This window comes from Micromonospora sp. NPDC127501 (genome assembly GCF_040302185.1).
Lineage (GTDB): Bacteria > Actinomycetota > Actinomycetes > Mycobacteriales > Micromonosporaceae > Micromonospora.
Genome location: NZ_JBEORJ010000009.1, coordinates 252,627 through 273,606, shown reverse-complemented (window position 1 = coordinate 273,606; position 20,980 = coordinate 252,627). Strand labels below are relative to the sequence as shown.

Genomic DNA, 20,980 nt, shown 5'->3' with positions numbered 1-20,980 from the left:
GTCGAGCCGAACGCTACCCGGCCCGCCGGGCCCGGTTCAGCCGGACAGCACCAGACCCAGGTAGACCAGCGTGGTGACCACCTCGACGGTCGCGCCCAGGACGTCGCCGGTGATCCCGCCGAGGCGGCGTACCACGTGGTTGAGCAGCGGTAGCGCGACGGCGATCGCGGCGACGACCGCCAGCGGTCCCTGCCACGGACGGCCCGGCACCGCGGGCACCGCCAGCAGCACGACGGCGACCGCGCCGGCGGCCACTGCCACCGGGCCGACCGTGCCGGCGACCAGTGCGCCCAGCCCGTCGGGCCGGGCCGCCGGCACTCCCCGCCGGCAGGCCACCGTGACACCGAGCCGCCCGGCCGCGGTCGCCGCGACCACCGCCGCGAGGCATGCCGGCCAGGACCGACCGGCGAGGTCGGCGAGCGCCGCCGCCTGCACCAGGAGTACGACCACCAGGGCGACCACCCCGAACGGACCGACGTCCGGCTTCTTCATGATCTCCAGGGCGGCCGCGCCCCGCCGGTACGAGCCGAGCGCGTCCACGGTGTCGGCCAGCCCGTCCAGGTGCAGCCCCCGGGTGAGCAGCGCGGCGACGCCGACGGTCACACCGGCCGCCACCAGGGGTGGGGCGAGCGCCCCGGTCAGCAGCAGCACACCGGCCAGCAGGGTGCCGAGCAACGCGCCGACCACCGGGGCGAGGGCCATCGCCGTGCCGGCGACCGGGCGGTCGATGCGCCCGGCCCGCACCGGCAGCGTGGTGAACGTGGTGACCGCCAGCCGGGCTCCCGCGAGCAGCCGTGGCTCAGCCGGCACGCCAGCCCGTCGCCGGCTGCTCGTCCGCCCCGGTGCTGGCCGGGCCCGGCCCGGCCGGCTCCGGCTCGGCGAAGTCGGGCTCGGTCGAGTCGGGCTCGGTGAGATCCGGGTCGGCGTAGCTCGGGTCGGTGGACTCCGGCTCGTCGGCGGCCGGGTCGGTGTCGTCCGTGCCGGCCAGCGACGGGTGCACCGGCAGCGCGGCGGACAGCGCCAGCACCGAGCGCAGCAGCGGAAGCGCGACAAGCGCGTTCGCGCCCTCGCCGAGATCCATTCGCAGGTCGAGCAGCGGGGTGAGGCCCAGCACGTCGGCGGCGAGCCGCACGGCCGGGTGCCCGCCGTGGTCGGCCAGCAGGCACCAGTGCCGGGCCTGCCCGGCCAGGTCACGGCTCACCATGCCGGCGGCCAACCCGACCGGCCCGTCGAGCAGCACCGGCACCCGGCGGGCGGTGGCGCCGAGCAGCACGCCGGTGGCCACCGCCACATCGCCGCCGCCCAGCTCGGCCAGGATGTCCTTGGCGCCGCGCGACGAGCGTCGGGTGCGGTGCAGCGCGTCACGCACCGCCGCGCAGCGGATCATCCACGCCGCGTCGTCGATCTCGCCGGAGTCGGTGATCACCCGGCCCAGCACGGCGGGTGGCTCCGCGCCCGCGGTCGCCGCGAGCACCGCCGCGGCCGCCGCCTCGGTGCCGGCGCCGCACGCCCCGAGCACCAGCAGTTGTACGCCGGCGTCGGCGGCCTGCTCGGCCAACCGCCAGCCGTAGCGCAGCGCGGACTCCACCTGCTCCGGCGCGAGGGCCGGTTGGTCTTCGATCGGCGCGGAGGCGGGAGTGTCCACCACCTGGAGACTCGCGCCGCTCTCGGCGGCCAGCCGTGCCAACGCGCCCTGGCCGGCGCGGGCCTGTGCGGCGCGGCGCGCCGACTCACCGGCGACGGTGCCGGCCGCCGCCCCGCCGGCGTGGTCGCCGTGCAGCAGCAGCACCCGCACCGAGCCCCAGGGGGCGGGGGTCGGGGTGCCCTGGGTGGCGGCGGCGAAGCCCACCACCCGGTCCAGCACGCCCAGCCCGGCACCCGGTACGTCCAGCGTGGTCAGCCGGTCGACCGCCTGCGGGCCGGCGTACTCGTCGGGCATCGGCAGCTCCATGCCGGGCTGGATGACCAGCCCGGTGGACACCATCGGCAACGCCATGGTCGGCGCGGCCCAGGCGTTGCCCGGCTCCTGCGTCGGGATGGCCGGCGGTGTGTGGGTCAGCACGTCGGGCAGCTGCACCTCGGGGGTGGGCTCGGTGTCGGCCAGGCTCGCCACTACCGGTGCGGTGGCGGCGGCCGGCGGCGCGGTCACGGCGGCGGGAGCGGCCGGCTCGGTCGCGGTGGCGGCGGCGGTCGCGGTGGCGGCCGACTTGAGCCAGACCGGCTGACCGGCGACGACCAGTACGACCGCGTCGCAGGCGTCGGCGACCGCGCGGTTGGCCGCGCCCAACGCGTCGGTGAACGCCCGGCCCAGCGGGGTGGTCGGCACCAGCGACAGCCCCACCTCGGGGCTCACCAGCACCACCCGGGCGGCACACCCGCGGATCGCCTCGGCCAGCTCGGCGATGGTCGCTAGGTCGTCGGCGGGCTGGTGGTCCGGGTCGAGCAGCACCGTCACCCAGCCGCCCAGGTCGTCGACGAGCAGCATCTCGTTCGGCTCGGCGGACTCGAGCACGTCGGCCAGCCGGCGCGGGTCCTCGGTGGTCTCCTCGGTGGTCCAGCTGCCCGGCCGTCGGGCGCGGTGCGCCGCCAGCCGGGTCGCCCACTCGGTGTCCTCCGGGTCGCCCTCGGGCGCGGTGGCGACGTAGCGGACCACCGGCGCGTCGGTGACCAGGGACTCGGCGAACTCGGACTTGCCGGACCGGATACCGCCGAGCACCAGGACCGTGTTCCACCCGTCTACGGACATGCCCGTACCTTAAGGCCGCCCAGGGTTGCGGTGCCTGCCGGCCCGTCGTTCAGTCGCAGTGCTCGAACCCGCTGCCGTAACTGACCCCGCCGGTGGAGCCGCCCCACTTGACGCACGTCCCGCCGGCGCTGGCCCGTACCGGTCCGGCGTAGTAGTCGAAGGACCCGCTGTCGGTGCTGCGTGCCCGCCCCTGCATCTCCAGGTACGCCGAGGCCGCCGACTTCGCGCCGACCGCGCTGTCCTTGAGGGTCACCACGCAGTTGGTGCCGGTGCCCGCGTGGTAGAGCAGGAAGACCCGGCCCTTGCGCTGCCCGTCGCCGCCGGTCAGCGTCGCCGAGTCGATCACCTGGTAGCCGCTGCCGCACGCCTGCGCGGCCGTGTACGGGTTGGGCCGGCTGGACGGGGTGCGGCTGGGCGTCGGTCGGCTGCTGGCCGTACCGGTCGGTGTGCTGCCCGGCGTCGTGGTGCGTGGGTCCCCGCCGGCGGTCGGCGCGTCGGTCCCTGCGACGGAGCCGGTCGGTGCGGCGGACGCGGTGCGGCTGGTGCCCGGGGCGCCGCTCAGTGAGGGTCCCGAGGTGCTCGCACCTCCGTCGAGGAACGCGCCGCCGCCCGGGGCCGCCGCCGACTCGCCGGCCAGCGCGGGTGGACCGTCCGCCCCACCCGGCTCCCCGTCGGGTCGTAGGGCCGTCACGGCCACGGCGATCAGTGCCACGACAGCGACCGCGCCGGCCCCGACCAGCAGGTGCCGGCGTCGGCCGGACGACCCCTTCCGCAACACGTCCTCCCGGGTCGACCCGGGCTCGCTCACCGGCGAGGCCGCGAAGCCTGCCGGCGTGCGCGCGGCGGCGGCCCCGACCGGCGCGGGCTGCCCGGTCGGCGTCGGCCCGGCCGAGGGAGTCGGCGGCGCGGGGGTCGGGACGGGCGGCGTGGCGGCCGGGGTGACCGGCAGGGCCGAGGGCGTCGCGGAGGTGGGAGCGGCCAGCGCCCACGGTGGGCGGGCCGAGACCGGAATGCTCGCCAGGGTCGCGTCGCGGGCATCGGCGGCGGCAGCGGCCAACTCGGCCGCGCTGCCGAACCGGTCCTCCGGACGCTTGGCCAGCGCGCGGGTCACCACGGCGGCAACCGCCGGTGGGGTGTCCGCCGGCAGCGCCGCCGGGTCCTCCTGGGCGTGCCGCAGCGCCACCGCGAGGGGGTTGTCACCGTGGAAGGGCGGCTGCCCGGCAAGGCAGAAGTACGCCACCGCGCCGAGCGCGTAGATGTCGGTGGCGGCCGAGACCGGCTGCCCGGTGGCCTGCTCGGGAGACATGTACGAGGCGGTGCCGAGCACCATGTTCGCGGCGGTGAGCCCGGCCATGTCGCGGGACCGGGCGATGCCGAAATCGACGAGCACCACAGTGCCGTCGGCCTTGACCAGCAGGTTGCCCGGCTTCACGTCGCGGTGCACGATGCCGGCGAGGTGGGCGGTGTGCAGCGCGCCGGCGGCCTGGGCCAGCACCGACATGGTGGTGGCGGGGTCCAGCCGCCCCACCGCGCGCACCCGGGCGGACAACGGCTCGCCCTCGACGTACTCCATCACCAGGTAGTCGACCTGGCTGCCGTCGTCGAGCGCGGCCTGCCCCACGTCGTGCACCGGCACCACGCCGGGGTGCCGCAGCGCGGCCAGCATCCGCGCCTCGGCCCGGAAGCGGGCGGTGAACTCCGGATCGGCGACCAGCGACGGCAGCAGCACCTTCACGGCGACCTCGCGTTCCAGCAGCACGTCCGTGCCGCGCCAGACCGCGCCCATCCCACCCGTCGCCACCCGCTCGCCCAGCCGGTACCGGTCGCCGAGCAGCACTCCCCGTGTCAGCACCGAGCCACCGTACCGGCCGGCGTCGATCGGATTGATCCACCCCGCGGGTCCCGCCGGGGCGAGCGAGAGGCCGTTGCGCGCCGGGCCGACTACGCTGGCGAGGGTTCGTCCCACGGGGACTTCAGCGGCGAGGGGAGACGCGGCATGGCGTGGAGCTGGCGGTACGAGGGCACGGACGGCCAGACGGTCGAGGGACCGGCGGAGTCGTTCGGCAGCCAGGCCGACGCCGAATCGTGGATCGGTCAGGCCTGGCGGGAGCTCGCGGCGTCCGGCGTCACCTCGGTCGCGCTCGTGGAGGACGACCGGGTGGAGTACCGGATGAGCCTGTTGCCCACGGCCGAGTGATGGCCTACGACCGCCCGGGCGGTGACGGGCTGGTCCTCGGCGTACCCAGGGCGGCGTTCCGGCCCAGCCCGGTCTTCCTCGGCCTGGTCGCGCTCTTCGCCGTCAGCGGGGTGCTGACCTGGAACGGGTACGGCAGCGTCCGGTTCAACGTGTTCCTCTTCGTGGTGTCCGGCTGGCTGGTGTCGCTCTGCCTGCACGAGTACGCCCACGCGGTGGTGGCCTACCGGGCCGGCGACCGGGACATCGCCCATCGCGGCTACCTGACGCTCAACCCGTTGAAGTACACCCACCCGTTGCTGTCGATCGTGCTGCCGGTGGTGGTGGTGCTGCTCGGTGGCATCGGCCTGCCGGGTGGTGCGGTCTGGGTGGACCGGCACGCCATCCCGGGTCGACTGCGGCACACCCTGGTCAGCCTCGCCGGCCCGGCGACCAACGTGCTGTTCACGCTGGTGCTGGTGGCGGCGGTGCGGCTCGGCACCCGGTCGGATGGTCCGGTGGAGTTCTGGGCCGGGGTGGCGCTGCTCGCCTTCCTCCAGCTCACCGCCAGTGTGCTGAACCTGCTGCCGGTGCCCGGCCTGGACGGCGGCAACATGATCCAGCCGTGGCTCAACCCGCAGTGGCGCAAGATGTACGACCTGTTCGCGCCGTACGGCTTCATCCTGCTCTTCGCGCTGCTGTGGAACCCGCGCATCGGCGGTTGGTTCTTCGACGCGGTCTTCGCGGTCGGTGACCTGCTCGGTCTGCCGTCGTGGCTCTACGCCACCGGCCTGGAGCTGATCCGCTTCTGGCGGTGACCGGGCCCAACGACGGGCAGAACTGACCTGGCCCGGCCCGGTCGGCGCGAGGGTTTCGCGCCGGCCGGGCCGGAACGGCGTCAGGGACGCTGCGCGGGGGACTCGGTCTTCGCCGGGTTCCGCTCGACGATCGGCTCGACGATGTCGTCGATCGCCTTGAGCAGGCCGGCGTCGAGCTTCACACCGACCGCCTTCACGTTGTCGTGCACCTGCTCGGGGCGGGACGCGCCGATGATCGCCGACGCGACGTTCGGGTTCTGCAGCACCCACGCCACGGCGAGCTGGGCCATGCTGAGCCCGGCCTGCTCGGCGAGGGGCTTGAGCTGCTGGACCCGGGTCAGCACGTCGTCGTTCATGAACCGGGAGATGAAGCCCTTACCCGACTTCTCGTCCGTGGCGCGGGAACCGGCCGGTGGCGGCTGGCCCGGCAGGTACTTGCCGGAGAGCACGCCCTGCGCGATGGGCGACCAGACGATCTGCCCGATGCCCAGTTCCTCGCTGGCCGGCACGACCTCGGTCTCGATGACCCGCCAGAGCAGCGAGTACTGCGGCTGGTTGGAGATGAGCGGGATGCGCAGCTCCCGGGCGAGCGGGTACGCGGCGCGCAGCTGGGCGGCGGTCCACTCGGAGACGCCGATGTAGTGCGCCTTGCCGGAGTGGACGACGTCGGCGAACGCCTCCATCGTCTCTTCCAGCGGGGTGCTGTTGTCGTAGCGGTGGGCCTGGTAGAGGTCCACGTAGTCGGTGCGCAGTCGGCGCAGCGAGCCGTTGATCGACTCCATGATGTGCTTGCGGGACAGGCCACGGTTGTTGCGGCTGGGTCCGGTCGGCCAGTAGACCTTGGTGAAGATCTCCAGGCTTTCACGGCGCTCGTTCTGCAGCGCTCGGCCGAGCACGTCCTCGGCTCGACCCCCGGCGTACCCGTCTGCGGTGTCGAAGGTCGTGATCCCCGCGTCGAGCGCGGCCCGGACGCAGGCGAACGCGGCGTCCTCCTCGACCTGCGAACCGTGGGTGATCCAGTTGCCGTACGAGATCTCGCTGACCATCAGGCCGGAGCGGCCCAGGTGTCGGAATTCCATGTACCGACCCTAGCCCCAGTGGATCAACACCGGCGACCGGCGACTCAGAGCACCGGGTTGGCGTCGGTGAGCAGCCGGTCGATCTCCTCCAGCACCTCGGCGCGCTCGCGGTGCACCGGGTCGATCAGCGGCACGCCGCGCCGGTCCAGCGCGCCCCACCGCCCGTTGTCGCTCTCGATCAGGAACGCCACCGGGTGGATGACCAGCATCGGGTGCGCCGGCGGGACCAGCACCGTGCCGGTGCGGTCCACCACGCCCCGCCGACCGGCCACGTCGACCACGGCGAGCCCCTCGTCGGTGAAACCGTCGATCTGCTGGCCGTCGGCCAACTCGGTGACGAAGCCGTGGTAGCGGGTGGGCACGATGACCCGACCGGTCCGGTCGACCGCCCCCCACCCCTCGCGCCGCACCGCGGCCAGCCCACGCCGGAACGGTCGTACCTCGGCGAAGTTGGGCGCGACCTGCACCGCCCCGGTCGCGTCGATCGCCGTCCAACCACCCTCGCCGACCACCCAGGCCAGGCCGTCGCTGAACGGCTGCGCGGCCCGGAAGGACGGCGGGATCACCGTCGTACCGAGCAGGTTGATCAGCGACCAGCGGTCGGTGTCCGGCCGGCGTACCCAGGCCAACCCGTCGTGGAAGGGCTGCGCCTCGGCGTACCGGGCGGGCACGACCATGTCGCCGTCCTGGCTGGTGTAACCCCACAGCGTCCCGTCCCGGTCCGGCAACGGGGGTCGGTCCCGGTCGAGCACCTCGTCCCGACTCCGGGGGTACGCCCCGAAGCCATCCGTCTCGGCCCGGACGGTGACCGCGTCGAGGGCCACCCGGACCCGGTCCAGCAGTTCGGAGTCGCCCGCGCCGCGCAGGTCGAGCGCCTTCTCGAAGTGCTCGCAGGCCTCCATGAGCCGTCCCTGGTCGTAACACGACCGTCCGGCGTGCTCGTGCAGCGCGGCCCGCAGCCGGTCGGGCAACTCGATCGAGTTGGCCTGGGCGAACAGTTGGTCGGCCTCGGCGAAGTCGCCGCGCCAGCGCAGCACGTGGGCCAGCCGGGCCTGGGCCAGTGCGGTCCGGCGCAACTCGCCGGTGGCCTCGGCGTAGGTGAGGGCGAGCCGACCGTCGGCCAGCGCGTCGTCCAGGTCGCCGAGAATCCGGGAGGCCACCGCCCGCAGGCTGAGCAGCCGGGCCCGGGCGCGGTTGTCGACCGCCGAGCCCAACTTCTCGGTCAGCCTCCGCCGGATGGCCCGCAGGTCGTCCGGCTCCGTCAGCACCTCGCGCAGGGTGACCGGGTCCAACCGCCACCGGTACGCGGCCAGCACCTGCTCCGGGTCGCCCGGGTCGGCCAGCGACGGGCGGGTCACCACCGGTGGTGCGTCGTCGGGTGGCGCGGACAGCGGCTCGTTCTCCCCGTCCGAGCCGATCCTCGGGCCGGGTACGGCCGAGGCGGGTGGCCCGGACGTCGGCACCACCGACGCCGGCGGCCCGGAGACGGGCGCCGCGGCGGGCGGTGGTGTCGAGGCCGGTGGCGCGGTCATGGGCGTGGCGGCTGGCGGCGCGGAAACGGGCGCTGCGGAGTACGGCTGTGCCGGCGCGGGCGGCGCGGAGACGGGCGCTGCGGAGTACGGCTGCGCTGAGGCGGGTGGTGCGGACACCGGGGCTGCGGTCGGCGCTGGCGGCGCGGAGACCGGCGCGGTGGAGAAGGACGGCGCGGAGACGGGGGCGGTGGAGAAGGGTGGCGCGGAGATGGGCGCTGTCGCGGACGCTGGTGGCGCGGAGACGGGCGGTGCGGTGGAGAGGGGCGGCGCGGAGATGGGCGCTGCGGTGGAGAGGGGCGGCGCGGAGACGGGCGGTGCGGTCGGCGCTGGCGGCGCGGAGATGGGCGCTGTCGCGGACGCTGGTGGCGCGGAGACGGGTGCCGCGGGCGGGGCCGATGCCGACGGTGCCGGAGGAGCGGAGATCGGCGTGACCGAGGCGGGCGGTGCGGAGAACGGCGGTGCCGACACGGGCGGGCTCGTGTCGTCCGTGGCCGTGACGTGCAGCGCCGCGTCGCCCCGCCACTCGTCGACTCGCGAGCCATCCGCCGGGCTCGCGCTCGGATCGTCGATCGCGTCCGTCGACTCGTCGGGTGGCGCGACTTCGTCCGTCGGGGCGTGCTCGACCGGATCGGTGTCCTCGCGGGGCGAAGCGGCGAAGGGCTGATGGTCGGCGTCGAGGTCGGCTTCGGTCCGCTGCTGGGGCATCGCGACGACAGGTGCGCCGGAGACGGGCTGGTCGCCGTCCACCGTCCCCGTGTCGAAATCGGGCTGCGGATCGTCGTCCAGGTCGTCCGCCCAGAGCCGGGGCGCACCGGAGACCGGGTGGGCGGGCGGCGCGGAGACCGGGTCGGATGCGTCGTCTGGTGTCGACCCGCTGGCGTGCTCGTCGGCCACGTCGAGGTGGGTGTCGGCCGTCGGCGTCGACGTCTGCGCGTCCGGTGCGACCGGTGTCGCGGAGAGGTCGGGGTCGGCGGCCGTCGACTCGTCGTCGACCGGGTCGAACGACCGCTGGTCCGTCGCCGGTCCGGCCTGGTCGGACTCGGCGGGCTGAGCGGGGCTGAACCACGCTTCCGGCCCGCGGGTGCCCGGGACGTCGTCCGGCTCGTGAACGGCCGCCACCGGCTCTTCCGAGGGCGGCGGGGGTACGTAGCGGCGCGGCGTACCGGGGGCCGGCGGGAGCACCGGCGCGACCTCCGCCGCCGGTGGCGGCGAGGGCTCCGGAGCCGGAACCGCCCGGGTCGGGTCGGCCGGGGTCGGGTCGGGGCGGGTCGCCGGTGGCGGCGGTGCCTGCCAGGTGGGTGGCGGGGCCACCGACGGGCGTGCGTCCGCCGTCGGGGCCAGTCGCTCCGGCGAGTACGGACGCTGCGGCGCGGCCGGGCGATCGGCGGGGTGCGGCCGCTCCGCGGGGGGCGAGCGGTCCGGGGCGGCCGGGCGGCGGTCGGTCGGTGGGGTACCGGCCAGCGGGTCGCCGGTCCGACGGCGGTCCGGGCCCGGCTCCTCGCCGCGCCGCTGGTCCACCGGACGGTCCCTGGTGTCCGGGCCGGGGTAACGCGGCGGTGGAGCGGGATGCGCCCCGGACGCCGGTGGCGGTTCGGCCACCGGCCGGCGTCCCGAGGTCGGCGGGGCATCCGAGCGCTGGTCGGCGCCGGGCGGGTCCACCGGCGCGGGCAGGTACTCCAGGCGCAGGCGCGCGGCGGGTGGCCCCGAGACGGGCCGGTCGGAGGCGGGCGAGACCGGAACGGCCGACACCGGCCGGTCCCAACCAGACGCGGCGGGGGAGACGGGGGCCGCTGACACCGGTCGGTCCCAGCCACGGCTGGCGGGGGAGTCGGGTGCTGGCGACACCGGCCGTTCCGGGGAGGCCGGAGCGGCTGACACCGGTCGGTCCCAGCCGCGGGCGGCGGGGGAGTCGGGTGCTGGCGACACCGGCCGTTCCGGGGAGGCCGGAGCGGCTGACACCGGCCGGTCCCACGCGGGGGAGACGGGTGCTGGCGACACCGGTCGCTCCGGGGAGACCGGTGGGACCGGCATGGCACGGCCGGAGGCGGGCGGCGCCGTCGCGGCCGGGCGTACCTGTCGCTCGTCGTACCGTGCCGGAGTGGCCGCCGGGCGCTCGTCAGGCCGGGACGGCGTGGCCGCCGGCCGGTCGGGCCGGGCGGCCGGCTCGGCGCTGCGGTACGGGTCCGCGGGGCGGCGCGGGTCTGTGGAGCGGTGCGGGTCGGGGCCGCGGTGCGGGTCTGTGGAGCGGTGCGGGGCGGGGCTGCGGTGCGGGTCTGTGGAGCGGTGCGGGTCGGGGCTGCGGTGCGGGTCTGTGGAGCGGTGCGGGTCGGGGCTGGCGTGCGGGTCGGTGCGGTGCGGGTCGGTGCGGTGGCCGGGCTCCCGGGTGCGGTCCGAGGTGTGGTCCTGGCGCACCGGACCGGGCGCCGGCCAGGGCAGACTGCCGTCCGACCGTTGGCCCGGCTGTGGCCGGGGCTCGCGGTACGCGTCGTCACGGGGCGCGTCCTCGCGGTACCCGTTGTCGCGGTACCCGTTGTCGCGGTACCCGTCCGGGCGGGCCTGCTCGCGAGGGCGCCGGTCCGGGTACGCGTCGGCGCGGGCCGCCGCCTCACGGGGCTGCTGCCGGTGCGGGTCGGTGTCGGGGCGCCGCCGGTCGTCGTCGAGGCGGGGCTGGTCGGGCAGGTCCGCCTCGGGGCGACGCCGTCGTCCACCGTTGGGTGAGGGCGCTGCGCCCATCACCTCGTCCGCGCGGTAGCGCGACTCCGGGCGGCGCAGGTCGTCGGCGGCCCGGTCCGGGTACCCGTCGGCGCGGTATCGCGCGCGGCCGTCCACGGGTGCCCACGGGTCGGCCCCGTCGGCGATGCGGCCGTCGTGGTCGCGGGTGGGTCGGACGCCGTACCCGTCGCCGGTGTGCCGTTCGTAACCAGCGGCGGGTCGTTCGGGTGTGCCGCGCCGACGTGGCGAGTCGTCCGGCTCGGGCACCCAGCCGGGTTCGGGTCGGGGCGCGGGGGAGACCGGCGGCGTGCCCCGGTGACCCCGATCCCGCTCGGTGGGCTCCTGCCGGGGACGGCGGCTGTCGTACCGCTCGGGGGTGGGCTGGTCCCGGTGCCAGGCGGCTTCCCGCGCGGGCCCCCGCTCGTCGGCCGGGCGTCGGTCGGACCAGGCGGTACGCCGGTCCGACTCGGGTGAACGGCGGTCGTCGCGGCGGGGTGGCTCGGGCAGCGGACGACGGTACGGCTCGTGGTCGTAGTGGCGGGAGTCGGCGCTGTCGGGCCGGCCGTAGGCGGAGGTGTCCGCCGAGCGCTCGTCGCTGCGGAGTCGGCCGTAGGCCGGTGTCTCGCCCGGCTCGTCGTCCACCCAGGAACGGCCGTGCGGTGCCTGTTCCTCCGGTGGTTCGTCGGACCAGGACCGACCGAGGTAGGTGCCGTCCGGGCGGGTGGGCGCCAGCGGTGGCACCTCGGCGCGACCGGACACCGTCGCGCGGCCGCGCGGTGGCGGTTGATGCGGCATGCCGATGTCGCCGGCGTAACGCTGGCCGGGGAACTGGGGGTGCCACTCGGTGGTCGGCTCGGCCACCCAGGACGGTTCGTTCGGGTCTGACCACCGGTCGGTGTAGCGGCCGTTCATCCGTGGAGCCCGTCGCCACACCCGGCCGCTGGGCCGATTCTCGCCGGGGGTGAGGTGTCCGCAGCCGCCATCGGGGGACCGCTGGGCGTCCGGTCGCCGCCTGCCACGCCCCGGTGGCCGGCTCGCGTCCGCTCGCTCACGCGTTGTCACCTCGTTGCAAATTGTCGCGCTGGGGCCGCACGTGCCGGTCAGATCGCCGCTCCGGCAGGCCGTGGCTGCGGATGGAGGGTAACGGCGTGGGCTCGCTCACCGCCACTGTGGTGCCGCCCACCGGCGCAAACGTTATCCCATTGGTTTCGGACATTTGGTCCTATAAGCGAATCTGGTCTCCGACCATATCGCACTCGACGACCACAGCGCTGCGAGCGGGATCGCCGTCCTCGTTCAGGGGTGCTCCATGATGAGGACGGCGAACGTACCGGGAGCGAGCGCCTCGTAACGGTGCGGAGCGTCGCCGGGGAACGTGGCGTAGTCGCCGGGTTCGAGTTCGACCGGTGCCGCCTCGGGCCCCACCCGCAGCCGGCCGGCAGCGACCACCACGTGCTCGATACTGCGCGGGGTGTGTCCCTGCCCGGCTCGGATCGCGCCCGGCTCCAGCCTGATCAGGTAGACGTCCCGGCGCAGGTGTGCCGCACCGGCGCTGAGCAGCGTTCCGCTGAAGTCGGCCTGCTCGGAGCGGACGTGCGGCCCGTCCCCGGCCCGGATGACCCGTACGCCGTCGTCGACGGGCTCCACCAGCCGGCTGAACGGCACACCGAGTGCGACGCCCAACGCCCAGAGCGTCTCCACGCTCGGGTTGCCGGTGCCCGACTCCAGTTGGGAGAGGGTGGACTTGGCCACCCCCGCCCGGCGGGCCAACTCGGTCAGCGAGATGCCGACCCGTTCCCGCTCCCGGCGCAGGGCGGCGGCGATGGTGGCCAGCGGGGCAGCCGGTTCCGAAGGCATGCCTTCGCTCCATTGGGTCGAACGTTCGGTCTGACGAACAACGACAACCCGTTCAGCATGATGAACGCGCGGCAAAATCCGCGCTGATACGGCGAAACTGCTGCCTCGGAGATGTCTGAGGCAGCAGTTCGCTGACGTCGTGCGGATCTTGCGGGCGTGGGAGCCCGGGAGCGTCAGACCTTGTCGCCCAGCTTGACCTGGGGCGCCGGAGCGCGCATCCGTCGGAAGGTGATCGACCGCATGACCGCGTAGAGGAAGAGCGAGCCCATCCGCTGGTCGGTCTTCGGGAAGCGCTCCCGGACCAGCTTGCTGATCTTGCGGCAGATCAGCACCGAGTCGACGACCACACCCAGCGCCAGCGCGCCCCAGAGCACGTTGGAGATCAGTCGGACCAGCGGCGGCATGGCCGCGTTCGACCCGACCAGCACGATCAGCGCGCCGCCGAAGAACCAGGTGCCGACGGTACGCCGGGAGTCGACCACGTTGCGGGCCAGCAGCCGCTCCGGGCCACGGTCGCGGGGGCCACCCTCGCGGCGGAACTCCGACGCTGCCTCGGCGCGCAGTTGACGGCGACGCTCCCGCTCCTCCTCCTTGGTGAGGGGACGGGTGGGGCCGGCCGGGCGACGGCCGACGGTCGGCCGCTTCGGCGTCTCCCGACCCTTGGCCGGGGTGTAACCCCGGGGACGCTCAGCGGTCTCCTCGGGGGTCACCGAGGTGACGGCCTCGTCGACGAGGTCGGTGGACTTGCGGCGAAAGAGCGACGGCACGCGGCAAGGGTAGCCAACGGTCCGCGCCCGGTGCACATCGCGGTACAGCGGCCGACGGCTCCAGGTCGCAGCGCGACCTGGAGCCGTCGTAGTCGAACGATGGGGTGACCGAGGTTACGGACGCTCGGCGTGCGCGCCCAGGTCGGCGAGCTTCGCCTCGAAGTCCTCGTAGCCCCGGTTGATCAGGTCCACGCCGTACACCCGGGAGGTGCCCTCGGCCGCGAGCGCCGCGATCAGGTGGCTGAAGCCGGCCCGCAGGTCCGGGATGACCAGGTCGGCGGCGTGCAGCTTGCTCGGCCCGGCGATCACCGCGGAGTGCTTGAAGTTACGCCGGCCGAAGCGGCACGGGGTGCCGCCGAGGCAGTCCCGGTAGACCTGGATGTTGGCGCCCATCGAGTTGAGGGCCTCGGTGTAGCCCAGCCGCTGCTCGTAGACCGTCTCGTGGACGATCGACAGGCCGCGGGCCTGGGTCAGCGCCACGACCAGCGGCTGCTGCCAGTCGGTCATGAAGCCGGGGTGCACGTCGGTCTCCAACGCCACCGCGTTCAGCTCGCCACCCGGGTGCCAGAAGCGGATGCCGCCCTCCTGACCGGGGTCGCCCAGCTTCGGCGCGCGGGCGTCGGTGACCTCGTACTCGCCGCCGACCGAGCGGAAGATGTTCAGGAAGGTCATCATGTCGGCCTGCTGCGCGCCCAGCACCTCGACGTGACCACGGGTGGCCAGGGCGGCGGCCGCCCAGCTCGCCGCCTCGATCCGGTCCGGGATCGGCCGGTGGGTGTAGCCGTGCAGCTTGGGCACGCCCTGAATCTCGATCACCCGGTCGGTGTGGACCTTGATGATCGCGCCCATCTTCTGCAGGATGCAGATCAGGTCGATGATCTCCGGCTCCACCGCCGCGTTGCGCAGCTCGGTGACGCCCTCGGCCATCACGGCGGTCAGCAGCACCTGCTCGGTGGCGCCGACGCTCGGGTACGGCAGGGCGAACTTGGTGCCGTGCAGCCCGTTCGGCGCGGACAGGTGCAGCCCCTCGGGCCGCTTGTCGACAGTGGCACCGAACTCCCGCAGCGCCTGGAGGTGGAAGTCGATCGGGCGCGGGCCGATGTGGCAGCCGCCCAGATCCGGGATGAACGCGTGCCCGAGGCGGTGCAGCAGCGGGCCGCAGAACAGGATCGGGATCCGGCTGGAACCGGCGTGCACGTTGATCTGGTCGGTGCTGGCGCTCTCCACGTTCGCCGGGTCGAAGACGAGCTCGCCGTCCTCGGTGCCGTCGGTGACCTTGACGCCGTGCAGGCCGAGCAGACCTCGCACCACCTCGACATCACGGATCTTGGGCACGTCGAACAGCCGGCTCGGGCTGTCGCCGAGCAACGCGGCGACCATCGCCTTCGATACCAGGTTCTTCGCGCCGCGCACGCGGATCCGCCCTTCGAGCGGAGTACCTCCGTGCACAACCAGGACGTCGTCGGTCAACGCAACCTCCAGCGCGTCGGTGCTGCCGTGTTGATGGTGGGGCGCCTGAACGTTGTCGCTACCCCGGATGCGGCCATATCCAAACGGCCCGCGTGTGTCGTCGCTTGGGCAGCATAGCCCTCGGTGACGAAAAAGGACTCGGTCACATCGGCGTGTGTGGCATTAATCGGTGATCCGGCACTTTTGCGTACCAAGAGCGCTACGGATCGTGATCAGGACGCGGTCGGCGGCGGAGTGTCCGCGCCCGGCAACGCGAGCATCTGATCAAGCGCGACCCGGGCGTGGTGCGCGGTGTCGGCGTCCACCGTGATCTGGTTGACGACCCGGCCCGCCACCAGCTCTTCCAGGGCCCAGACCAGGTGCGGCAGATCGATCCGGTTCATCGTCGAGCAGTAGCAGACGGCCTTGTCCAGGAACATGATCTGCTTGTCCGGGTGCGCCAGCGCGAGCCGGCGGACCAGGTTCAGCTCGGTGCCGAGCGCCCACGCCGAGCCGGCCGGAGCCGCCTCGATCGTCTTGATGATGTATTCGGTGGACCCGACGTAGTCGGAGGCCGTGACCACCTCGTGCCGGCACTCCGGGTGGACCAGGACGTTGACCCCGGGCACGCGCTCCCGTACGTCGTTGACGCTCTCCAGGGTGAACCGGCCGTGCACCGAGCAGTGCCCCCGCCACAGGATCATCTTGGCGTCGCGCAGCTGCTCCGGGGTGAGCCCGCCGCCGGGCTTGTGCGGGTCGTAGAGCACACAGTCGTCCAGCGACAGGCCCATCTCCAGCACCGCGGTGTTACGGCCCAGGTGCTGATCCGGCAGGAAGAGCACCTTCGACCCCTGCTCGAAGGCCCAGTCCAGGGCGCGCTTGGCGTTGGACGAGGTGCAGACCACGCCGCCGTTGCGGCCCACGAAACCCTTGATGTCGGCCGAGGAGTTCATGTACGTCACCGGCACGGTGTCGCCGGCGATGCCCAGCTCGGTCAGCGTGTCCCACGCGGCCTCGACCTGACCCAGCACGGCCATGTCCGCCATCGAGCAACCCGCTGCGAGGTCGGGCAGGATCACCCGCTGGCTGTCGGTGGTGAGGATGTCGGCGCTCTCGGCCATGAAGTGCACGCCGCAGAAGACGATGTACTCCGCGTCCGGGCGGGCCGCGGCCTCCCGGGCCAGCTTGAACGAGTCGCCGGTCACGTCGGCGAACTGGATCACCTCGTCGCGCTGGTAGTGGTGCCCCAGCACGAAGACCTTGCTGCCCAGCTTCGCCTTCGCGGCGGTGGCACGGGCCACCAGATCCGGATCGCTGGGCGCCGGCAGGTCGCCCGGACACTCCACGCCGCGCTCGGTGTCGGGGTCGCTGCCCCGGCCGAGCAGCAGCAGAGCCGTCGCCGTGTTGGAGGGTTCCACCCAGGTCGAAGTCACGTAGCCCATGGTCCCACAGCGCGAGCGCGACACAGCCTCGCTCGGTGTGGGCTGCCACACTGCTCGGCATGCGCGTGCTGCTCTGCCCGGACAAGTTCGCCGGCACCCTGTCCGCACCGGAGGTGGCCACCGCCGTCGCCGACGGTTGGCGCACCGTCACCGACGGAGACGATCTGCTGATCCGGCCCCTCGCCGACGGCGGACCGGGCTTCGTGGAGGTGCTCGCCGAAGCCCTCGGCGGCCGGCGCGTGGCGGTGCCGACGGTCGACCCGCTGGGCCGGCCGGCGGCCGGTGAGATCCTGCTCACCGCCGACGGCTCGACCGCCTACCTGGAGAGCGCGCAGGCGTGCGGCCTGCACCTGCTCTCCGCGGCCGAGCGCGACCCGAAGAGCACCACCTCGTACGGGCTGGGTCTGTTGGTGGTCGCCGCTGTGGAGAGCGGTGCCCGCACGGTGGTGATCGGGCTGGGCGGCTCCGGCACCAACGACGCCGGCGCGGGAATGCTCGCCGCGCTGGGCGTGACCCCCCTCGACCAGGGCGGTGCCGCTCTGCCGTACGGCGGGGCGGCGCTCGCCGCGATCGACGCGCTGGACGGTGCGCCCCGGCTGCGCGGCGTCCGGCTGGTCGCGGCCACCGACGTGGACAACCCCCTGCTCGGCCTGCACGGCGCGAGCAACGTGTTCGGCCCGCAGAAGGGCGCCGACCGCGCCGACGTGCTGCTGCTCGACGCGGCCCTGGAGCGTTTCGCGGCGGTGCTGGAACGGGACCTGGCCGGCTGCCCGGCGGGGCTCGGCGCGCTGCCCGGGGGCGGTGCCGCCGGTGGCATCGGCGCGGCGCTCCTCGCCCTGGGTGGCGACTGCGAGTCGGGGATCGGCCTGGTCACCCGGGCCACCCGGCTCGACACCGCGCTGGACACCGCCGACCTGGTGATCACGGGTGAGGGGTCGTTCGACCACCAGTCGCTGCGCGGCAAGGTCGTCGCCGGGGTGGCCGGCGCCGCCCGCGACCGGGGAGTGCCCTGCGTGGTGGTGGCCGGGCAGGTGAGCACCGGCCGGCGGGAAGCCGCCTCGGCCGGGGTGACCGACGCGTACAGCCTGGTGGAGCACTTCGGCGGCGAGGAGGGCGGCGGGCTCGACGCGGCGCTGAGTCGGCCCGCGGAGGGGCTGCGCGAGCTGGGTGCCCGGCTGGCCCGGCAGTGGAGCCGCTGAGCGTCCCGACCGCCCGTGCGCCCGCCTCGACCGAGGGCCGACCTGCGGCGGGGGTCACGCCACGCGGGTGAGCCCGGCCAAGGCGGCGTACGATCGGCTGAGGACCACAACCGGGAATCACTGGACGGCGCGCGACGTTGGCCAGTGCGTCCGGACCCAAACCGCGCAGGGAGACTTCCACGTGACCACGCCAGCGCAGACCGAGTCGACCGAGGCCAAGGCCCCTACTTCCGTCGTCCTCACCGACGTCGCGGCGCAGAAGGTCAAGGCCCTGATCGAGCAGGAGGGCCGCGACGACCTGCGGCTCCGCGTCGCCGTGCAGCCGGGCGGCTGCTCCGGCCTGCGGTACCAGCTCTTCTTCGACGAGCGTTCGCTCGACGGTGACGTCGTGACCGACTTCGGTGGCGTCGAGGTCGTCGTCGACCGGATGAGCGGCCCGTACCTTTCCGGCGCGACGATCGACTTCGCCGACCGGATCGACGCCCAGGGCTTCACCATCGACAACCCCAACGCGGGCAGCTCCTGCGCCTGCGGTGACTCGTTCAACTGAGTCACACCACACACCAGCGACGATGGGGCCGTTCTTCGGGACGGCCCCATCGCCGTACCGGTCGCCGGTCGTACCGGCCGGGAGCGGTCCCGAAGGGGGCCGTGGCGGGCTGGTTGCCGTTGTCCGACCGAGCGGTGACCATCGGGTTGCCGTCCCGGTAGGCTGACCGCGCCCTGCTCCCGACCCTGAGGGTTGACATGAAGATCGCCGTCACCGGCTCGATCGCCACCGATCACCTGATGAGCTTCCCCGGTCGCTTCGCCGACCAGCTCATCGCCGATCAACTGCACAAGGTGTCCCTCTCCTTCCTGGTGGACGACCTGGTGCTCCGCCGCGGCGGCGTGGCGGCGAACATCTCCTTCGGGATGGGTCAGCTCGGGCTGCGCCCGGTGCTGCTCGGCGCGGTCGGCGCCGACTTCGCCGACTACCGCTCCTGGCTGGAGCGCCACGGCGTGGACTGCGATTCGGTGCACGTCAGCGAGGTGGCGCACACCGCCCGCTTCGTCTGCACCACCGACACCGACATGTGCCAGATCGCGTCGTTCTACGCCGGTGCGATGAGTGAGGCCCGCAACATCGAGTTGGCCCCGGTCGCCGACCGGCTCGGCGGTCTGGACCTGGTGCTGGTCGGCGCCAACGACCCCGAGGCGATGCTGCGCCACTCGGCCGAGTGCCGCACCCGCGGGTACGCCTTCGCCGCCGACCCGTCCCAGCAGCTCGCCCGGATGCCCGGCGAGGACGTGGTGGCGCTGATCGAGGGCGCCGAGTACCTGATGACCAACGACTACGAGAAGTCGCTGTTGCAGAGCAAGGCGCAGCTCAGCGACGAGCAACTGCTGGACCTGGTCAAGGTGCGGGTCACCACGCTGGGCAAGCACGGTGTGGAGATCGCCGGGCGCGGCATCGACCCGATCCACGTACCGATCGCGCGGGAGATCCGCGCGGTCGACCCGACCGGCGTCGGCGACGGCTTCCGCGCCGGCTTCTTCACCGCGCTCTCCTGGGGCCTCGGCCTGGAGCGCGCCGCCCAGGTCGGGTCGCTGCTGGCCACGCTGGTCCTGGAGACCGTCGGCACCCAGGAGTACGACGTCCGCCGCGACCTGTTCGTCAAACGCCTCGCCGAGTCCTACGGCGACACCGCGGCAGAAGAAGTCCGCCCCCACCTCCTCCCGGCGTAACCCCGGACCCCACCCCGGCGATCTTGCGCTTTCTGTCGCCGTGTCGCGGCTTCTGCACCCTTTTGTCCAGGCAGAAACTGCAAGATCGCGGGGTTAGTGGGTGCGACGGACGTCGTAGGCGGGGCCGTCCGGGCCGTTGACGGACCCCAGGAACTCCTGGCCGCGCATCCGGCACCAGGCGGGGATGTCGACCGCCGCCGCCGGGTCGTCGGCCAGCACCCGGACCACAGTGCCGACCGGCACCTCGGGCATCCGTCGCGCCGCCGCGATCACCGGCAGCGGGCAGCGTTGCCCCCGGCAGTCGATCACCTCGTCCGGCATCGTCACAGCCCCACCACCCCGGCCTCGGCGCGCAGCCCGGCGACGATCCCCGGCAGTTCGGTCAGGAACCGCTCCACGTCCGCCTCGGTCGTCTCCCGGTGCAGGCTGACCCGCACGTTGCCGTGCGACAGCACCCCCATCGCCTCCAGCACGTGCGACGGACGCAACGTGGACGAGGTGCAGGACGAGCCGGACGACACCGCGAAGCCCCGCCGGTCCAGCGCGTGCAGCAACGCCTCCCCGTCGACGTACAGGCACGAGAACGTGACCAGGTGGGGGAGCCGGAGCACCGGATCGCCGACGACCTCCACGTCGGGCACCTCCGCCGCGACCCGCTCCCGGACCCGGTCCACCAGGGGGGCCAACCGGGCCGCCTCGGCCGCCGCGTCGGCCGCCGCCGCCCGCAGGCTCGCCGCCGCCGCCACGACCGCGGGCAGGTTCACCACCCCGGGGGTACGTCCACTCTCCCGCTCGTCGGCCGGCCAGGGTGACTCCCAGCGAGTGCCCTTCCGGACCGCCAGCACCCCCACGCCGGGTGGCCCACCCCACTTGTGGGCGCTCGCCGTGAGCACCGACCAGCCGGCCGGCATAGGCACCCGGCCCACCGACTGCGCCGCGTCCACGTACAGCGGCACACCCACGTCGGCGCACGCCGCCGCCGCCTCGGCGACCGGCTGCACCGTTCCCACCTCGTGACTGGCGGTGATCAACGCCGCCAGCGCGACCCCCGGGGCACGAACGGCGGTCGACCACGCGGTCAGGTCCAGCCGGCCCGACCGGTCGACCGGCACCGCGGTGGCGGTCCCGCCAGCGCCGACGTGCCGTTCCGCCGCGTGCAGCACGGCCGAGTGCTCGATCGCCGAGTGCACCAGCGTCGACCCGACCCGGCGCCGCCCGGTCAGGCCGCCGAGCACCGCGCCGTGGGCTGCGGTCGTACCACTGGGGGTGAAGGAGACCTCATCCGCGCGGACGCCGAGCGTCAGCGCGGTGGCCTCGCGGGCGGCGTCGAGCAGTTGCCGGGCCCGCCGGGCCTGCGTGTACAGCTTGCCCGGGTCGGCCCAACCGTCGTCGAGCGCGGCCAGCAGAGCCTGCCGCGCGACCGGATGCATCGGTGCGGCGGTCGCCGCGTCCAGGTAGACCGGGGATGCGCTCACAGA

Annotated in this window: 16 protein-coding genes; 5 read left to right on the top strand and 11 right to left on the bottom strand. The window is 74.1% G+C overall.

Annotation, left to right across the window (positions count from 1 at the left end; all coding sequences use genetic code 11):
• Nucleotides 1-36: 36 nt before the first annotated feature.
• The 3 genes from ABTW72_RS21870 to ABTW72_RS21860 are packed head-to-tail and all read right to left on the bottom strand — an operon-like array spanning nucleotide 37 to nucleotide 4,598.
• Entirely contained in the window at nucleotides 37-810 is a 774-nt protein-coding gene (locus ABTW72_RS21870; protein ID WP_350861350.1) for an adenosylcobinamide-GDP ribazoletransferase, read from the bottom strand.
• Entirely contained in the window at nucleotides 800-2,746 is a 1,947-nt protein-coding gene (locus ABTW72_RS21865) for a bifunctional adenosylcobinamide kinase/adenosylcobinamide-phosphate guanylyltransferase (RefSeq protein WP_350861348.1), read from the bottom strand. Before ABTW72_RS21865 ends, ABTW72_RS21870 begins: the two co-directional genes overlap by 11 nt.
• A 49-nt stretch (nucleotides 2,747-2,795) precedes the next feature.
• Nucleotides 2,796-4,598, bottom strand: coding sequence for a serine/threonine-protein kinase (locus ABTW72_RS21860; protein ID WP_502892229.1), 1,803 nt, complete (start codon nucleotides 4,596-4,598; stop codon nucleotides 2,796-2,798).
• A gap of 144 nt (nucleotides 4,599-4,742) precedes the next feature.
• On the opposite strand from ABTW72_RS21860, the gene ABTW72_RS21855 reads away from it, so the two are divergent.
• Both ABTW72_RS21855 and ABTW72_RS21850 read left to right on the top strand, forming a co-directional pair.
• Entirely contained in the window at nucleotides 4,743-4,943 is a 201-nt protein-coding gene (locus ABTW72_RS21855; protein ID WP_091407482.1) for a hypothetical protein, read from the top strand.
• Nucleotides 4,943-5,737, top strand: coding sequence for a site-2 protease family protein (locus ABTW72_RS21850; protein ID WP_350861346.1), 795 nt, complete (start codon nucleotides 4,943-4,945; stop codon nucleotides 5,735-5,737). The genes ABTW72_RS21855 and ABTW72_RS21850 overlap by 1 nt, the downstream gene beginning before the upstream one ends.
• Before the next feature lie 80 nt (nucleotides 5,738-5,817).
• Here the strand turns inward: ABTW72_RS21850 and ABTW72_RS21845 are convergent, their stop codons facing one another.
• The 6 genes from ABTW72_RS21845 to nadA form a co-directional block, all read right to left on the bottom strand.
• Nucleotides 5,818-6,816 carry an aldo/keto reductase family protein gene (locus ABTW72_RS21845; protein WP_350861344.1) on the bottom strand — a complete coding sequence of 333 codons (999 nt, stop codon included), beginning with the start codon at nucleotides 6,814-6,816 and terminating at the stop codon, nucleotides 5,818-5,820.
• Between the two features lie 44 nt (nucleotides 6,817-6,860).
• Nucleotides 6,861-11,972 (bottom strand): WG repeat-containing protein, encoded by a 5,112-nt coding sequence (locus tag ABTW72_RS21840; protein WP_350861342.1) that lies wholly within the window; start codon nucleotides 11,970-11,972, stop codon nucleotides 6,861-6,863.
• A gap of 384 nt (nucleotides 11,973-12,356) precedes the next feature.
• Nucleotides 12,357-12,917 carry a helix-turn-helix domain-containing protein gene (locus tag ABTW72_RS21835; RefSeq protein ID WP_350861340.1) on the bottom strand — a complete coding sequence of 187 codons (561 nt, stop codon included), beginning with the start codon at nucleotides 12,915-12,917 and terminating at the stop codon, nucleotides 12,357-12,359.
• 173 nt (nucleotides 12,918-13,090) lie between these two features.
• A complete protein-coding gene (locus ABTW72_RS21830; protein ID WP_350861338.1) occupies nucleotides 13,091-13,684 on the bottom strand; it encodes a DUF3043 domain-containing protein in 594 nt (197 codons plus the stop codon).
• 114 nt (nucleotides 13,685-13,798) lie between these two features.
• Entirely contained in the window at nucleotides 13,799-15,154 is a 1,356-nt protein-coding gene (gene murA, locus ABTW72_RS21825; protein WP_030337972.1) for a UDP-N-acetylglucosamine 1-carboxyvinyltransferase, read from the bottom strand.
• Between the two features lie 212 nt (nucleotides 15,155-15,366).
• Complete coding sequence (gene nadA / locus ABTW72_RS21820; protein ID WP_112582836.1) at nucleotides 15,367-16,566, bottom strand: quinolinate synthase NadA; 1,200 nt, start codon at nucleotides 16,564-16,566, stop codon at nucleotides 15,367-15,369.
• Nucleotides 16,567-16,634: 68 nt separating this feature from the next.
• On the opposite strand from nadA, the gene ABTW72_RS21815 reads away from it, so the two are divergent.
• The 3 genes from ABTW72_RS21815 (at nucleotide 16,635) to ABTW72_RS21805 (ending at nucleotide 19,502) form a co-directional block, all read left to right on the top strand.
• Nucleotides 16,635-17,774: a glycerate kinase family protein gene (locus tag ABTW72_RS21815; protein ID WP_350861401.1), complete on the top strand. Its 1,140-nt coding sequence runs from the start codon at nucleotides 16,635-16,637 to the stop codon at nucleotides 17,772-17,774.
• A gap of 181 nt (nucleotides 17,775-17,955) precedes the next feature.
• Entirely contained in the window at nucleotides 17,956-18,324 is a 369-nt protein-coding gene (erpA, locus tag ABTW72_RS21810) for an iron-sulfur cluster insertion protein ErpA (RefSeq protein ID WP_350861336.1), read from the top strand.
• Nucleotides 18,325-18,521: 197 nt separating this feature from the next.
• The gene (locus ABTW72_RS21805; protein ID WP_350861334.1) at nucleotides 18,522-19,502 is read left to right on the top strand and encodes a carbohydrate kinase family protein; all 981 of its coding nucleotides are present in this window, start codon (nucleotides 18,522-18,524) and stop codon (nucleotides 19,500-19,502) included.
• Nucleotides 19,503-19,595: 93 nt separating this feature from the next.
• On the opposite strand, the gene ABTW72_RS21800 is transcribed toward ABTW72_RS21805, so the two are convergent.
• Nucleotides 19,596-19,829, bottom strand: coding sequence for a sulfurtransferase TusA family protein (locus ABTW72_RS21800; protein ID WP_091407500.1), 234 nt, complete (start codon nucleotides 19,827-19,829; stop codon nucleotides 19,596-19,598).
• The gene (locus ABTW72_RS21795) at nucleotides 19,826-20,977 is read right to left on the bottom strand and encodes a cysteine desulfurase family protein (RefSeq protein ID WP_350861332.1); all 1,152 of its coding nucleotides are present in this window, start codon (nucleotides 20,975-20,977) and stop codon (nucleotides 19,826-19,828) included. The genes ABTW72_RS21800 and ABTW72_RS21795 overlap by 4 nt, the downstream gene beginning before the upstream one ends.
• Between the last annotated feature and the right edge of the window lie 3 nt (nucleotides 20,978-20,980).